The organism is Streptomyces sp. NPDC017056 (genome assembly GCF_044332485.1).
Classification (GTDB): Bacteria; Actinomycetota; Actinomycetes; order Streptomycetales; family Streptomycetaceae; genus Streptomyces.
In genome coordinates, this window is record NZ_JBIRPD010000025.1 from 19,125 (window position 1) to 33,802 (window position 14,678).

At 69.0% G+C, this 14,678-nt stretch carries 14 protein-coding genes and 2 pseudogenes; 8 read left to right on the forward strand and 8 right to left on the reverse strand.

Features of this window, described 5'->3' with window-relative positions:
- The first annotated feature begins 205 nt into the window (after positions 1–205).
- From ACH4OW_RS33620 to ACH4OW_RS33635, 4 genes and pseudogenes are all read left to right on the forward strand, one after another.
- A pseudogene (locus tag ACH4OW_RS33620) lies at positions 206–1,048 on the forward strand (IS5 family transposase).
- A gap of 1,141 nt (positions 1,049–2,189) precedes the next feature.
- A complete protein-coding gene (locus ACH4OW_RS33625) occupies positions 2,190–2,312 on the forward strand; it encodes a hypothetical protein (protein ID WP_398031725.1) in 123 nt (40 codons plus the stop codon).
- A gap of 76 nt (positions 2,313–2,388) precedes the next feature.
- Entirely contained in the window at positions 2,389–3,687 is a 1,299-nt protein-coding gene (locus ACH4OW_RS33630; protein ID WP_398031726.1) for a VanZ family protein, read from the forward strand.
- Between the two features lie 666 nt (positions 3,688–4,353).
- Positions 4,354–5,754 (forward strand): erythromycin esterase family protein, encoded by a 1,401-nt coding sequence (locus ACH4OW_RS33635; RefSeq protein ID WP_398031728.1) that lies wholly within the window; start codon positions 4,354–4,356, stop codon positions 5,752–5,754.
- On the opposite strand, the gene ACH4OW_RS33640 is transcribed toward ACH4OW_RS33635, so the two are convergent.
- The 3 genes and pseudogenes from ACH4OW_RS33640 to ACH4OW_RS33650 all read right to left on the reverse strand — a co-directional run.
- Positions 5,747–6,073, reverse strand: coding sequence for a hypothetical protein (locus tag ACH4OW_RS33640; RefSeq protein ID WP_398031921.1), 327 nt, complete (start codon positions 6,071–6,073; stop codon positions 5,747–5,749). The two genes, ACH4OW_RS33635 and ACH4OW_RS33640, sit on opposite strands and share 8 nt — an antisense overlap.
- A 65-nt stretch (positions 6,074–6,138) precedes the next feature.
- Positions 6,139–6,363, reverse strand: coding sequence for a hypothetical protein (locus ACH4OW_RS33645; protein WP_398031924.1), 225 nt, complete (start codon positions 6,361–6,363; stop codon positions 6,139–6,141).
- Positions 6,364–6,661: 298 nt separating this feature from the next.
- Positions 6,662–6,820, reverse strand: a pseudogene (locus ACH4OW_RS33650) (HTH domain-containing protein); the annotation flags it as partial.
- Between the two features lie 200 nt (positions 6,821–7,020).
- Here ACH4OW_RS33650 and ACH4OW_RS33655 point away from each other — a divergent pair.
- Positions 7,021–7,983 carry an FAD-dependent oxidoreductase gene (locus ACH4OW_RS33655; RefSeq protein ID WP_398031729.1) on the forward strand — a complete coding sequence of 321 codons (963 nt, stop codon included), beginning with the start codon at positions 7,021–7,023 and terminating at the stop codon, positions 7,981–7,983.
- 25 nt (positions 7,984–8,008) lie between these two features.
- Complete coding sequence (locus ACH4OW_RS33660) at positions 8,009–8,167, forward strand: hypothetical protein (protein WP_398031731.1); 159 nt, start codon at positions 8,009–8,011, stop codon at positions 8,165–8,167.
- An 811-nt stretch (positions 8,168–8,978) separates the two neighbouring features.
- On the opposite strand, the gene ACH4OW_RS33665 is transcribed toward ACH4OW_RS33660, so the two are convergent.
- The 3 genes from ACH4OW_RS33665 to ACH4OW_RS33675 all read right to left on the reverse strand — a co-directional run bounded on the left by ACH4OW_RS33665 (position 8,979) and on the right by ACH4OW_RS33675 (position 11,087).
- Positions 8,979–9,281 carry a hypothetical protein gene (locus tag ACH4OW_RS33665; RefSeq protein ID WP_398031733.1) on the reverse strand — a complete coding sequence of 101 codons (303 nt, stop codon included), beginning with the start codon at positions 9,279–9,281 and terminating at the stop codon, positions 8,979–8,981.
- 83 nt (positions 9,282–9,364) lie between these two features.
- Entirely contained in the window at positions 9,365–10,363 is a 999-nt protein-coding gene (locus ACH4OW_RS33670; RefSeq protein WP_398031734.1) for a hypothetical protein, read from the reverse strand.
- Entirely contained in the window at positions 10,350–11,087 is a 738-nt protein-coding gene (locus tag ACH4OW_RS33675) for an ATP-binding protein (RefSeq protein ID WP_398031736.1), read from the reverse strand. Before ACH4OW_RS33675 ends, ACH4OW_RS33670 begins: the two co-directional genes overlap by 14 nt.
- Before the next feature lie 44 nt (positions 11,088–11,131).
- Between ACH4OW_RS33675 and ACH4OW_RS33680 the strand changes: the two genes are divergently transcribed.
- Complete coding sequence (locus ACH4OW_RS33680; protein WP_398031738.1) at positions 11,132–12,172, forward strand: three-Cys-motif partner protein TcmP; 1,041 nt, start codon at positions 11,132–11,134, stop codon at positions 12,170–12,172.
- Here the strand turns inward: ACH4OW_RS33680 and ACH4OW_RS33685 are convergent.
- Positions 12,162–12,917 carry a DUF5131 family protein gene (locus tag ACH4OW_RS33685; protein WP_398031740.1) on the reverse strand — a complete coding sequence of 252 codons (756 nt, stop codon included), beginning with the start codon at positions 12,915–12,917 and terminating at the stop codon, positions 12,162–12,164. The two genes, ACH4OW_RS33680 and ACH4OW_RS33685, sit on opposite strands and share 11 nt — an antisense overlap.
- Positions 12,918–13,096: 179 nt before the next feature.
- Positions 13,097–13,672, reverse strand: a complete 576-nt coding sequence (locus ACH4OW_RS33690; protein WP_398031742.1) for a hypothetical protein — start codon at positions 13,670–13,672, stop codon at positions 13,097–13,099.
- Positions 13,673–14,155: 483 nt separating this feature from the next.
- Between ACH4OW_RS33690 and ACH4OW_RS33695 the strand changes: the two genes are divergently transcribed.
- Positions 14,156–14,677, forward strand: a complete 522-nt coding sequence (locus ACH4OW_RS33695; protein WP_398031744.1) for a hypothetical protein — start codon at positions 14,156–14,158, stop codon at positions 14,675–14,677.
- The last annotated feature ends 1 nt before the right edge of the window (position 14,678 follow it).

Sequence of the window (14,678 nt, forward strand, 5' to 3'; positions counted from 1 at the left end):
CTGAGCGTTTGGCCCTGTCTCACCGCTTCTTATTGGGGTTTGGCAGTCCGTTGGCTGAAGACACAAGGGACCGGTGAGCCGGTCGGCCGAAGGCGTGACAGCAGAGGCGTGTTTCGGCCCGGCACCTCCTGTCTCCTCCCAGGACGGGGCGATCGGTGGGCTTGCGCCCCTGGCCAAGCCGACCGCCGCGCGGTACATCCCAGATATGACCCCGCGCGACGGGTATCCCAGCGACCTGTCCGACGACCGCTGGGCACTGATCGAACCCGTGCTCACCGCCTGACAGGCCCGGCGCCGCCAAGGCGCCCTGGGCTTCGGCCGCCCGCCCGAGCACGACCTGCGCCGCCTCATGGACGCCATCCTTTACGTCGACCACACCGGCATCCCCTGGCGCTACCTGCCGCACGACTTCCCGCCCCACCAGACCGTCTACGGACTCCTTCGCCAAGTGGCAACAGGACGGCGTCTTCACCCGGCTCACCGGCCTGCTGCGGCGCCTGGTCCGCACGGCCGAGGACCGCGGCGCCGAGCCGTCCGCGTGCGTGCTGGACTCCCAGACCGTCAAAACCTCCGCCGACATCCACCGCTGCGGCCAGGGCACCGACGCCGGCAAACGGATCACCGGCCGCAAACGCCACCTCGGCTGCGACACCCTCGGCCTGCTGCTGACCGTCCTGGTCACCGCCGCCAGCGTGTCCGACACCGCGCGGCCGGCGCCACCCTGCCGTCCCGGATCGCCGCGGCCCACCCGCGCGTGACCAAGGCCTGGGTGGACGCCGGCTACCGCACCCGCGCCATCGACCACGATGCCCGGCTCGGCATCGACGTCCAGCCCGTCGCCCGCCCGCCAGGCCGCCGCGGCTTCGTGATCATTCCGCGGCGCTGGACCATCGAGCGCAGCATCGGCTGGCTCATGCACCATCGCAGACTCGCCCGCGACTACGAAACCCACCCGCACCGCAGCGAAGCCCTGATCCAGCTCGCGATGATCGACCTCATGACCCGCCGCCTCACCGGCGAAACCACCCCCAACTGGCGCGGAACCTGACTCCCGAAACCAGACACCCACCACAGGACCAAACGCTCAGCAAGCCCGTGACACGCAGCTTCGACGACGACGCGTCCCGCCGCATCCAGGACGCCGAGCTGATCGGGTAGGTGCCGGTCCAGCAGGCATAGATCGCCGCGGACAGGGAGCACACCTCGGAGGCGGTGGTCAGGGGCAGGTCACCGGCGGGGACAGTGGTCAGGCGGGTGTACGCCCTGGGGACATGAACCAGCCGTACGCGCCCCGATAGATCACGGGGCTGGCGCCCGGGACGCGGTCGAGGGCGTGGAGGTCCGCCACCACCTGGCGCATCGCCGCCGCGTACGTGGCGGCGGTCTTCGGGTGGGGCTGGGGCGGAGCTTGGCGAACGCGGTCTCGTCGTCGTCGCCGGGCGCCCACCGCAGGGCCATGGCCCCCTGCCCGCCGCCGAACCGCCGGGCAGGGGGCCGTGGCCCTGATAGGGGCCGGGCGGGGCGACGGGCCCCATGGCCTGCAGCAACTCGGCCTCCACGGCTGCTCGAAGTGAGTGCGCTGCCGGGCGCTCTGCCGGCTGCCCCGGATGGCGTCCATGGTCCGGTCAGCCCTAGCAGCTGGGTACCGTGTCCGTCGCGCCTGCGCCCCTTATTGGTCCACTCTTTGGCAACTTCAACTTTTCCTTCCAATCTGTAGGCGACCATACGAGTTGGGACAAGAAGGGATTGCGACACTCTGCTCTGCGCCGCCGCGGGCTTGATCACGGGATGATCGATTGAACTGTTCCACTAGCAGGTGTTAACTTCACTTCGCACGTCGGCCAAAACGCATGAAAATGGCCTGGCGACGTGAAAGTCACAATAAAACAAACCTGGGTGGGGGAATTATGCAAACCCGAACGCGTGCTGCTGTCTTAGCCGCGACTATGGTCGGCACGCTTATCGCCGGAATTGCGCCTGCGGCAGCCGGTGTCTCGTCTTGTCCTCATAATGGAAACCCTGGAGGGGGGCAGCGTTGCAGTACGCTCAGCAATGGGGTGCTGACCGTTTCCGCTACTGATAGAGGCAAGTCCGTACTGGTCGACTACTACCGGAAGCGTGGAGGTTCCCTCAAAGGCCGCCTCGGGTGGGAACGTAACGGCGGCCTCACGTGGGGCAGGTACCAGAATATGAGCAACGCGCCCCTCTTCTACAGCGACCAGTGGTCCGCATCCGCGAGCTGCAGCCCCGCCATCGGCAATCTGCACGCGGGCGAGGACGTCTTCGCCACGCCGCCGCTTCCTACGTGCTAACCCCAGCCGACTACTGACGGCGTGAGGGCCCGCCTGGCAGGTGGGCCCTCATCCATTTCCCACAGAAAACACTACGATGCTCACCGCTGTCTTCCGCGGCCACGAAGGCTTCATCGTTGCCGCGATAGTCATCAGCTTCCTCGCGGCTGCCGTTACCTACACTGTCGCTCGCCGCCGGGCGCGCCGCCCGTTGATCGCCTCGCTGTGGGCGGCATCCATTGTGGCGATCGGGTGCTTGACTCTCTGGACCGATGGAGGCGAGTCCCTGGCCACATGCACGGTCAACAAAGACGTCCTGGAGCCATTCACCACAGAGCAGGGGCAGCTCAATGTGACCATGCTTTTCCCCTTCGGCCTGCTTGGTGTGCTGGCCACCCGCCGCCTGCCGCTCATGGCAGCTCTCAGCGTCCTGTTTCCCGCGCTGATCGAGACCGTGCAGGCCGTAGCGCCCCTCGTCGGCCGGCTTTGTGACACCAGCGACCTGGTAGCCAATGCTGCGGGCGCCATGGCCGGAACCGCAGTGGGCTATGTGGCCAATCGACTCACCCGCACCCCGCCGACAGCCACGGCGGTGAAGCATTACGTGGCGTGCGCAGCGGGAGCGCTGGCTGTGGCCGGAATGGCCGCTGGTTTCATCACACCTGTTGTGGCCACGCGGACGCAGTCCGATGTTGTTGCTGGGAACAACCAGGAGAAGGCCATCGCCGGCGCTCTTCATGACGCCTTCGGCGGCCGCTACACACCGGAGTCCGTGACGTACACGCCCGGCGAGGATGGCAGGGGAACCCTGATGGCGACCTTCCCGGAGGGCGCCGCCGAACTGGCCTGGCCCAGCAGGGAACAACTGACTGTCAACCTCATACCCGAAAAGGTCGAGCCAGGTAAATCATTTCCGGTGCCCAGCGCTGCCGGTCCTGTCGCTGATAACCAGAGCGCTGAGCGTATCGCTATAGCCTACGCCCGTCAGTTTGCTCCGTGGGGACTTAAGGGTTCCAAGGTATCGGTGCGGCGCATCGATGAAAAAGCAAATCTCGGATGGCTGGTCAGCTGGCGCCAATGGCGGGGGAAGGTTCTGCTGCCGATGCGCCTGGACGTGGTGATCCAGCCCAGTGGGCGGTTGAGCGATCTTATTGCCCGAAATATCGATGCTCCTGGACTTCCCGCTGTTAGCGTCACCGAAGACCAGGCGTGGAAGGCTTTCGAAAAGCATATCGGCCATCAAGGTGGCGTCAGTGAGCATGTCGAGGCGGTGCTGCTGGCCGAACGGCGGGACGGTGCATGGCGTGTTCACTGGCGCCTCAGCGCCAAGAAAGGCCGTGAGACGTCTGCCGGGATTGTTGACGCCACCACCGGCACGGTTCACATGTCTGAATGATCCGGCGCGTAGGCCATGAGTAAGCGGTCGCCGGACGAACTTCACCAGCGAGCCGCACCGTTGTATAGAGGCGGTCCGGGGAACTCCTCCCCGGACCGCCTCTGTACAGCGAAGAAACCATTGGCCAGGATTCCTGCCAGGCGATGCAGGTTTTCTCTTGTTCGGTCCAGCCCAGGGACAGCACATTCGATAACCCAGCCCCTTCCCCTGCTCTGCCCATCCGAGACCGTGGTTGGCCAGGACCGCGCTGTGAGGCATCGCGCCGTAGCTCTCGATCAGTCTCGGGCAACTGCCGCTGCCTCTTGTGCGTCAGACTTAGCGGCTTGCCGGTGGCGGCCGCGGTCGCCAGGGCCTCGGTGGCGGAGGCCGTCCCAAAGCGCGACGCAGCCTGCAGCCCTCGGCCTGGACGGGCCCGATACGCAGGGCGGCGAGAGCGGCCGCGGCTTGTCCGGCCGGAGTGTCGGCGACAGGGCCGGCAGGGCTTGGCCCTGTTCTCGTATGCGGCGAACAGACGTGCAGCACTGCGCAGTGCCTACGGTTGAGCTGTGTTCGCGACCGGGACCAGGGCCCAGTCCCCCGCCCCATCGACGGGTGTAGCTAGCCCCCCGGCCGATCGGGGGGCTAAGTGGATGGTCCGGGTGCCCCCGTGCGGCGAGAGTTGGGCCCATGAACACGCACAAGGCCCTGCTCGCCGCCCTGCTCGTCCCGCTCGGTGCCACCCTGGCCGTCGCCCCGGCCGCCTCCGCCACCACCCCGCCCGCCCCGGTCTCCGCCAGTGCCGCCGCGCCCGCCGGCCCGGCGGAGGCGGCGGCCGCCGCGTTCCGTACCCCCGAGGCGGCCCTGGGCCGGGCAGCCCACCCGCTGCACACCACCGAGCCTGGCGGCGGTCTGGCCGACCTCCGCCCGTTCGGCCGGATGGTCGGCGACGCCCGGGTGGTGGGCCTGGGCGAGGCCACCCACAGCTCGCACGAGTTCCTCACCGTCAAGCACCGGGTCATGCGGTACCTGGTCGAGAAAAAGGGCTTTCGGGCCTTCGCCCTCGAAGCCCCGTGGAGCACCGGACTGCGGCTCGACGCCTACCTCACGCGCGGCGAGGGCGACTTGAAGCAGATCATGGACGAGGAGTTCCGGGGCGACTACCGGTGGTGGAACAACGCCGAGTACCGCGATCTGCTCCAGTGGATACGCGCGTACAACGTCAAGCACCCGAAGGACCCGGTCCGCTTCGTCGGCGACGACGGCGGGTTCGCCGGCGCCGAGCTGTACGACAAGGTGAGCGCCTACGCGACCGAGGCCCGCCCCGACCTCGCCCCGCGCCTCACCGAGCTGTACCGGGGCCTGCGGCCCACCACCGACGCCGAGACGTACGTCAACGCCTACCTGTCGAAGCCATTGGCCGAACGCAAGGAGCTCGCCAAACGGACCGGCCGGGCGGTCGACCTGCTCAAGCAGCGGCCCAGCACGGGCGCCGACGCCGACGCGCACGCCTGGGCCCTCCAGCACGCCACCGCCATCCACCAGATGACCACGCTGTACGCCTTCGACTGGGACGACCCGAAGGACATCCCCGATGCCATGCTCCACCGCGACCGCATCATGGCGCAGAACGTCGCCTGGTGGCAGCAGCAGACCAGCGACAAGATCGTGCTCGCCGCCCACAACAGCCACCTCGCCCTGAAAACCTACGCCCCCGGCCACTACCCGAAGGTCCAGGGCGAATTCCTCCGCGAACAGTTGGGCAGCGGCTACCTGAGCGTCGGCCTCACCTTCGACCAGGGCTCATTCAACGCCTTCGGCCACGACGGCGCCGCCCACCGCTTCACCGTCGGCCCGGCCGCGCCCGGCACCACCGAACACACCCTCGACCGGGTACGGCACCGCGACTACATGGTGGACCTGCGCAACGCTCCGGCACCGGCCCGCGCCTGGCTCGCCACGCCGCACACCCTCAAGAACATCGGCGCCACCTACCCCGGGATCGCGGACGCCCCGCAGATCCGGCTCGCGGACTCGCACGACGTCGTCATCCACCTCCACCGGGTGCAGGCGGCCCGCATGCTCAAGTAGCACCGGACCCGCGCGACGCGGCAGGCCAACCGGTCCAACGTCCTGCTCCCCCGGCGAGTTCGGGCACGGACGCGGCGAGAATGGCGTCGAAGGCGGCGAGGACAGACCCGCCGGCGGCCGGGGCGACCATGCCGCGCTCGGTCATCATCATGCCGATCGCCGCACCGAGCCCGAGCGGCTCGCGGCCGTCACGGCGTACGGCGGTGCCGGTGCGCCGCTTCGGCTTCTTCGTCTGGATAGCGCTGTTCTTCTTCGCCGCTTCCAGGGCCGCGACCAGGGCCTGGCGGGCGAGGTCGACGCCGCTCAGCTCGCCGGTCATTCGATCACCGCCCCGCCGGCGTCGCCGTTCAGCGGGCGCGCGGCGAGGCCGGGCAGCCGCTCCGTTCACGACGCGGGCCTCTCGGGCCGGGCGGCGGACCGCTCGTGCAGCTGCTCCATCCGCTCCGCCAGCAGGTACTCGGCTACGCGCTCTCTCGCCGTGCCGGCGGCCTTCGTCGCGGCGGCGACGGCGTCCGCGCCGGTCGGCTGGTGCCGGAACCAGGGGCGCCCCTGCTCGGAGCGGAACGCGCGCCGGGCCTCGGCTTCGGCCTCCTGCGTACGGCCCAGCACCGCCAGGGCGTCGGGTGTCCCGGTCGGAGCAGTGGCCGCGGCAGGTCGGGGGTGCCGGGAACTCCCAGTAGTTGCGCAGCCTGGTCAGGCGAAGGGACGTCATGGAGGCCCGCAGCGCGGCGGGCAGAGCCTGTTCCAGAGTGGCCAGTGCCCGTGCCGCGTCGTCTTCGAGGCCGAACACCGTGCTGGGCGCGGTCTGCAGAGCCACCGCGACGGCAAGGGCCTGATCGCGGTCGAACACCAGCGGCGGCAGCGTGTTCCCCGTGCCGAGCCGGCATCCGCCGTCGGGCCCGTGGGCGGTGGTGATCGGGTATCCGAGCTCGCGCAGGGTCTCGATGTCGCGGCGGACGGTGCGCTCGCTGACCCCCAGCCCGTCGGCAAGCTCACGCAGTGGCCACTGACGGCGTGTTCCGAGCAGGAACAGGAGCCGCAAGGCCCGTCGTGAAGTGTTCGCCATCGTCCCATCCTGACCGGTAGTGGCCACTGCGTGTCCACTACTGCTGCCATGGTCGGACGCCGGAACAAGCCGACAGTGGCGGAAGGACCGAGGACATGCGTGTTGTGGTGGTTGGCAGCGGAATAGGTGGACTAGGGGCTGTTTCTCGGATCTCCGGACGCGAAGCGCTGGGGGCGGGGCTGCGCCGCCGAGGAATCGAGGTGGCGGTGTTCGATCGCGACGTCGATGTGGCGGCGACCGGCGGCTACCACATCACCCTGGACGCGCCGGCCCAGGCCGCATTGCGCGAACTGGTGGCGCCGGAGACCGTACGGCGGCTGCTGGCGTCCGCCTCGGCGCTGCGGCTGCGTGACCGTGACGCGTTCTGGGACCGTCGCGGCCGTCTGCTCGGCCGCGGCCCGGACCTCACCGGTGACGCAAGCATCGATGTCGACCGCATCACGCTGCGCCTGCTCCTGGCGGAGGCGGTCGGCGACGACTTGCATCTGGGGCGAACCGTGTCCGGCGTCGGCCACGGCGACGACGGCACACCCCACGTGCTGTTCACCGACGCGGACCCGGTCCCCGCGGATCTGGTGGTGGGCGCGGACGGCGCCCACTCCCTGGTCGCCCGGCACCTGGCGGGAGGCCCGACGAACCGCCCGGCGGGCATCATCGGGTTCTCCGGCCGTACCCTCCGCAGGGACCTGAGCCCCGGCGAACAGCGGCGGCTCGGACCGCGGTCAGGGACGGCGATCGGCCCGCGGGGCGCGGCACTGTATGTCGGTTTCCTCGACCCCGTGGGCAACGCCGCGCTCGACGCCCCCGGGCTGCGGATGTCCGTCACCACCGGCCCGACCTACATCTGGGGCGCCATGTTCCCCGAATCCGCCGCGACTGACTCCCTGCGCGACCTGCACGGAGGCGAGCTGCAGGACGCGCTGCTGCGAGGGTTTCGCAACCGGGGCTGGGCCGGGCACACGCTGGAGGTCATCGCCCGCGCCGACCCGTGCAGCGTAGCCGCGTTCCGTTTCAACGCCGCCTCGACCCGTGCCACCGAACTGGCGCCGTGGCCTGCGGGCCGTATCACCGCGCTGGGCGACGCCGCCCACCGCCGGGAAGGGAGCCGGCGCGGCCATCCGCGACGCTGCAGCTCTGCTCCACGTTCTGGGCGACGTCGCTGACGGCGGCAACACGCTGATCAACGCGGTGAACCGATTCGAGGCAGGTACGCGCCTGCGCGGCAGCGAGGTACTCACCCTGGCCATGCGAACGGTCCGTATGATCCTGGCCACTGACACCACGTTCGGCGCCGCCACCACCGTGGTCACCCCGGTACTGGCCGCTGCCGCCCGGCTGCGTCATTGACGGTCCTGCGGCTGCCGCGCAGGTCCTGCATGGCCTCACGTACGCTGCCCGCGTGGACGGTACGGGTGAGTCGAGGAGTCTTCCCGACTGGCGGGCGCTCGTCGTCGGGGGCGCGTTGGGGATGGGCAAGACCGGTGTTGGGCGGGCACTGGCACGACGGTACGGCGTCCCCGTCGTGGAGGTCGACGACATCGTGGAGGCCCTCCTTGCGGTGACACGGCCCGAGCACCTGCCGGAGGTCCACTTCTGGCGCACTCACCCGCAGACCGCCCGCCAGGCGCCCGAGTCGGTGGTCGAGCGGCAGATCGCGATCGCCGAGGCGCTGGCGCCGGCGATCGAGGCGGTGGTGGCCAACCATGTGGGCACCGGCACCCCGGTGATCCTGGAGGGGGACTACGTCCTGCCCAGAGCTGAGACTCCCGAAGGTCCGGTCCGGTCCGTCTTCCTCCACGAGGAAGACGAGGGGCAGGTGACGGCCAACTACCTGCGCCTGGAGCCGGAGGCCGGACCGCAGCGCCATCGCGCACGCGTCAGCGTGCTGTACGGCCGGTGGCTCGCCGCGCAGGCGCGGGCGACCGACGTGCCGGTCGTCGCTCCACGCCCGTGGGAGGACCTGGCCAGCCGTGTCGCCGAAGCGATGGAAGATGCCTTTACTGAAAACCGTGGCGTCAACCCGAACCACCGCTACCCAGAGCCTCCCGAAGAGCCCGACGGCTTGATCCATCTGAAGGTGACGGTCAGCACCTTCGCCCTTGGTCCACCTGCTGTCGGGCTACCGCCCACGCTCCAGGGGGTGGGTTCGCCGAGGCAGTTACCGGCGTTGTTCGTTGATCAGCTGGAGGTAGCGGGCGTACTGGGTGTCGGTGATCTGGCGGTTGCGGACGAGGCTTCCTTCTTCCATCCGGTAGGTACGCTCGGGGTCGCCTCGGAAGGAGAGCCAGTTGAAGGAGGTGGTCGCCCAGACGTCGTCGTACACGAGGACTTTGGCGTGGCTGCTCTTGAGGCGGGTGAAGGTGAACTTGTCGCGGTAGCGGTCGGCGAGGTTGGTGAGCTTGCGGACCGCGGCCGGGTCGGTCTTGGTGTCGTTGTCTTCGTAGCCATAGGCGATGTGCACCTGCACCCCGCGGGTGAGGCGGTTTTCGAGCTTGCTGATGAACGGAGTCGTGATGATCGCGTTCTTGATCCAGGGAGAGATGATCAGGATACGGCGCCGGGCATGGGTGAGGGCCTCGTCGAGGACCTCCGGGTGCTCGAAGACGCCGATGGCACGGATCTCGTCCGCCAGCGGCCGGTCGGCTTCGTCTGCCGGCAGGGCCGGCTTGGGGGCCGCGGAGGCGAGCTGCGAGGCTGCCTGCTCGGCGCGGTGCTCGGTGACCTCCTGCAGGGGGACACGGTCCTCTCCAGTTCAGGGTCCAGGGCGGGACGCTCGGGGGGCGGCGCGACGGTGATGCCGAGTGCCTGGGCGCCGCCGTGCCCGATCAGGGCGAGCTCGTGGGTCTGGCTGAGTTCGCCGTCCACAGCGACACCGAGCTGGATGTCGGCGCGGTCCTGGTCGGCGTAGACGAGGAGCTTGACCGGCAGGACACGGCGGGCCTTGGTCTGGTGGATGCTCTTGACCTGGAGTACTTCGCGGTCGGTGGTGCCGTTCTCACGGAGTAGTGCGGTGATGTCGCCGTCGTCGACCCGCCCGGACCGCGCGGCGGGCAGCATGATCATGCCGTCTTCTTCGGCCTGGCCGCGCTGCAGGGTGATGCGTCGGTCGTAAGGGACGGCCTTCCACAGCATCTGGTCGAGGACCAGGGGCTGGCTGACGCGTACAGGGACGATGTCGGCTGCCTCCCGGGCGGTGATGCGGCCCTTAGCGGTCAGGCGCAGGCCCGGGGTTCGGGTCTCGTCGTCGGTCGGCGGCCCCCACATGAGGTCGTCCGTGCGGAAGAGGCTGGCGACGGTCTGGTCCACCATGGTTTTGGGCAGGCCGAGGGTGCCGGAGATGCGGTTGACGCTGGTCATGTTGTGGTCGACCAACCGCAGCACGAACTCGTTCATCAGCGGCAGGCGTTTGCTGTCCTGGGCGAGGACTTCGGCGGTGAGCAGGGCGACGGGCAGGGCGGCATCGATGATGGTGATCAGCTCGTGGACGGGGCGGGCGTTTCGGAAGCGGGCTGCCAAGAGGCTGTTGGGGCTAAAGGTAGGCATCGCGGATCTCGCATTCCTCCGGGTGGCCGCTCATGTAGTCGAGGACATCGCGCAGGGCCCCGGGTTTGCCGCGGCAGAAGCCGGCGTCACCGACGATGATCAGGCCGTAGCGGGCGCGGCTGAGGGCGACGTTGATGCGGCGCCAGTAGGGCTGGCCCAGGAAGCCGAAGCGACCGCGGGTGTTGCTGCGGGTCACGGAGAACACGGCGAGGTCGCATTCGCGGCCCTGCACTGCGTCAACGGACAGGACCTGCGGAGTAAAGTGCTTGAACTTGATCGAGGCCAGGCGCCGCTTGAGTTCTTCGACCTGGCGGCCGTAGGGGGCGATCACAAGGACATCGAGGGGCTTGTCTCCGGGGACAGCGATGACCTTTTTGCCGATGGCCTGGTCGATCACGTTGAGGCGGTGCATGGCCAGCTTGCTCTTCAGGGGGTTGGAGATGCTGGTCTCGGTGGCAGTGAGTTCGGACTCCCGCCGGGTGGGCTGGGTGCTTGTGTCCAGCCAGAGGACCGGCTTGTTGATCTGGCTGTAACCGGGCAGGGCGTGGTCGCTGGGCGACAGCAGCTCCCCGCCGTAGAAGCAGGCGCTGATCATGTTGCCGATCGCCGGCGTCATCCGGTACTGCTCGCGCAGCAGATGCTTGACCGGCGTGTCGGTGCAGTTCGCAAAGTATTGGAACAGCGTTGTCATCACCAGCTCGGGGATGAGCTGGTGCTCGTTCATGATCTTCTCGTTGCGCAGCAGGTCCTCGTCGACGGGCGGGAGCTGTGGATGCCTGGTGGCCCATCCTTCTGCAGACGTCCCAGCGCACGGGTTACGCCCGCCCCCGGGCCACCCTGCTGGACGCCTTCGCCGGCCCCGGCCGCTACGAGGACGACGAGCCCGGCTCCCCGGTGTTCATCCTCGATCGCCTGCTGCGCCACAAGGCGGTCGACCGCATGGACCTGAGTCCGGAGCGCGTGCACCTGGTGTTCATCGAGAAGGACCGGGCCCGCCACGAACACCTGGTGGCAGAACTGACCACGAAGTTCGGCCCGCTGGCGGGACTACCTGTGCGAGTGGAGGTCCGCCGTGGTGAAGCCGGCCGCGACAGCTTGGCGATCCTCAGCGAGCTCGGCGCCTGGGGCCAGCCCATTCTGGGCATCTTCGACAGCTGGGGCAGCGTCAACGTGCCCCTGGACGTCATGCGGCGCATCGCCCGCAACCCGGCCAGCGAGGTCATCACCACCTTCGGCCCCAACTGGTTCAGCCGCCGCGAAGACCTCAACCCCGACATCCTCGACGCGGTCTTCGGCGGCCGTGGCTTCTGGGCGCCGGCCGCCGACGAATCGCGCCCCGACGAGCGCTGGCGCGAGTGGCTGCGCACCTACCGTGACGCGCTGCGGCGCGCCGGCTTCGGCTACCAGCTGCAGTTCGAACTCGTGCCCCGCACCGGCCAGCCGCTCTACCTCGTCTTCGGCACCGGCAGCCCCAAGGGCCTGCTGGCGATGAAGGACGCCATGTGGAAGGTCGACGGCGTGGACGGCCAAAGCTTCCGCGACCCGCGTGCCCGCGGCGCCACGGTCGAGGGCCAGCTCGACCTGTTCCAGGCGGCCGGCCTGGTCAACGACGAACTCGTCGAACTGGTCACCCAGCGCCTGCGCACCGGCCCGGCAACGGTGGAGGAAGTCGGCCAGTGGCTGCTGACGGAGACCGCCCGCTGGATGCCCAAGCACGCGCTCCAGGCGGTTCGGCAGATGCGCCGGGACGGCCTGATCACCGTCCCGGGCACAGGGAAACTCACCACGAAAAGCCTGGTCAGCCTGTAAGCACTGCTGTGGGCAGGGGCATCTGGTCCCAGGTACGGCCCTGCAGACGGCGGCCGGACGCCTTCGGTGTCCGCCCTCCCCACTGTTTGAAGAAGAACGCCACCTCCGCGTCCAGGCAAACATCCCGGACCCCGATGACCCACTCCTCTGCCACGGGGCGGAAGTGCGGGCCGGATTCGCCGCCGGCGATCACCCAGTGGATGCCCGAGAGGTTCAGACCGTCCAGCGGGCCGAGCAGCGGCTCGCAGGACAAGAACCGCACCGCGGCCGGCACCTGCCGCAGGTCGTCGACGCGCGGCAGCTCCCTGGCCGTCTCCACCGACACGCCCATCCACACGTTGGGCGGCCACTCCAGCTTCCCGGCCACTTGCCGCAGCCGGCGGGCCCGCTTGGTCAGCACCTGGTAGGTGTGCTGCGGCGTGTCCGCCATCACCGTGAAGACCTGCCGGACGAAATCGAGCGGTACCCGGGCGTGGAAGAGGTCGCTCATGGAGTTCACGAACACCGTCCGCGGGCTCCTCCACCCGTACGGCACCCGCAACGCGTCCGGATGCACCGTCAGCCCGAACCCCGGCCCGGACGTCCGGGGATCACCGTCGTTCTGGTACTTCGCCGACCCCATCGCCTTCAGCCGCTTCGCCAGCGTCAGCGCATAGCAGTTGGTACAGCCCTCGGAGACCCGGTCACACCCGGTCGTCGGGTTCCACGTCGCCTCGGTCCACTCAATCGTGCTCCGGTCACTCACCGGACACCCCTCCCCGCGCCACGCACCGGCCACAGGCACGCCAAGCAGCCTACCCAACGAGCCCTGGCCCCAGCGGACACCGGCATCCAACCACCGCCCGCCCCACGGGCGCTCCCGATACCCCTAAATGGAACATCTATACGCATTCCCTTTCAAGAGGCCATGCAGCATCGGTCATGTCACGACGTTCGCGACCAGTCATCGGCGGCCGTCCGGTCACGCGGACGGACAGCCCCGGCACCCACGGCCCGCTCTGTGGCGTCGGCCGGCGCAGCGACCACGGCAGCCCGGACCTTCGCCGCTCCCGCCGCGTACACCGCCGCCCGGCCCTGCAGCACTGGCTCCTCCGCCGGGACTGGGGTCTGTGCGGCGAGCCAGGCGGTGCTGCGCGTGCCGAGCAGGTGCTCGGCGGTGCGCTGGCGCGCCTCCCGTACGGCAGCCTCGGCGGCCTGCTCGGCGGCCTGGGCCGTGGGGTGCAGGTGACGGCGGCGCCACTGCGCGGCCCGGGCCTGCTCGGCTTCCCTCTCGGCCTGCGGCCCGCGGCCGAGCATCCACAGAGCCGACTGACGGCACTCGCGCAGGAGGGACTCGGCGGCCAGCCGGCCCGTGACCGCAGCAGTCACTTCCGTCCCGCCTCCGGCGCGGATCTGGCCGAAGGCACGCTGGACGCGGGCCCGCATCTCGGCCACGGCATCGGCAGCCAGCGCCGCAGAACGGCTCAGCGCGGCCGCGTCCAGTCCTCGCTGGGCGGACACCCTTCTCCTGCGGGCCGTCCGCCCCGCCGAGCCTGACGTGCGTTCTGCCCCTCCTGCTGCGTAGAGGAGGTGAGGGATCGGCAGCGCGCCGGGACGGGCTGGGAGCAGATCACCGAACCGTTCTGGATCACTGCCGGAGCGGCTCGCGAGCGCTGGGGCCGCTGGCGGCTGGCGCACCGCGAGGAGATTCCGGCGGCTGGGAAAATACCTGATCAAGAGGGGTAGGGCCTGTTGGGTCCAACACCCCACGCGATACATGGCCGGATGGGTAATGATCTTGGGTCCGCTTCTTAGCGCTTTGTACCCAGGGTACCTGGAAGCTCGCCTAAAAACTGAGTTAACGTCAGTTTCAGCCCGCGTGGCGATGTCTACGTTGTGGGCTTTGAAATGATTGAAGGGAAGAAGACTCAGGGCCGTTGAGTTTCCACACCTTCCGGCAGTCCCGTATGCCCTCTTCCCCTCGCCTGCAAAGGGAAAGCGTACGTGAACAAGAACCACATCCGCATAGCCGCTGCCACTGCCGTGACCGCCGTGGCCCTGGGCGTCGCCGCGCCGGCTGCCAGTGCCGTCGAAGCGCACCGGGAGGCGAAGACCGCCTCGCAGACCGCCGAATCGCTGCGCCCGACCGCTGACGACGTACGTGACCTCGTCTCCCGCATGCGGGCTGACGGCGCGGACAAGAACCAGATCCGGGAGTTCGAGCAGTACGCCAAGCAGCTCGAGGACCCGAAGGCCCAAGGGCGCATCCTCGGCTCGGGAACGGTCATCCGCAAGCTGATCGTCGCCAGGCTGCGGCACGGCGGCGTCTGGGCCGGAAAGATCATCGGCAAGGTCAGCAAGAAGGCCGGTGACTTCATCGCCCGCAACGGCGCAAAGATCGCCGACGCGATCGAAGACATCGAAGGCTGGAGCGAGACCGCGCTCTCCGTGGCCTTGGTCCACGCCGGCGTGCCGACCGACATCGCCGCCGAACTCGCCAGGGCCATCATGCTGATCGCCATGTGAT

Excerpts from the sequence above, each read along its gene's own strand:
- ACH4OW_RS33625 (WP_398031725.1), top strand. The coding sequence starts at position 2,190 with ATGAGCAACGCGCCCCTCTTCTACAGCGACCAGTGGTCCGCATCCGCG.
- ACH4OW_RS33670 (WP_398031734.1), bottom strand. The coding sequence starts at position 10,363 with ATGCCTACCTTTAGCCCCAACAGCCTCTTGGCAGCCCGCTTCCGAAAC.
- ACH4OW_RS33630 (WP_398031726.1), top strand. The coding sequence starts at position 2,389 with ATGCTCACCGCTGTCTTCCGCGGCCACGAAGGCTTCATCGTTGCCGCG.
- ACH4OW_RS33675 (WP_398031736.1), bottom strand. The coding sequence starts at position 11,087 with ATGAACGAGCACCAGCTCATCCCCGAGCTGGTGATGACAACGCTGTTC.
- ACH4OW_RS33640 (WP_398031921.1), bottom strand. The coding sequence starts at position 6,073 with ATGACCGGCGAGCTGAGCGGCGTCGACCTCGCCCGCCAGGCCCTGGTC.
- ACH4OW_RS33635 (WP_398031728.1), top strand. The coding sequence starts at position 4,354 with ATGAACACGCACAAGGCCCTGCTCGCCGCCCTGCTCGTCCCGCTCGGT.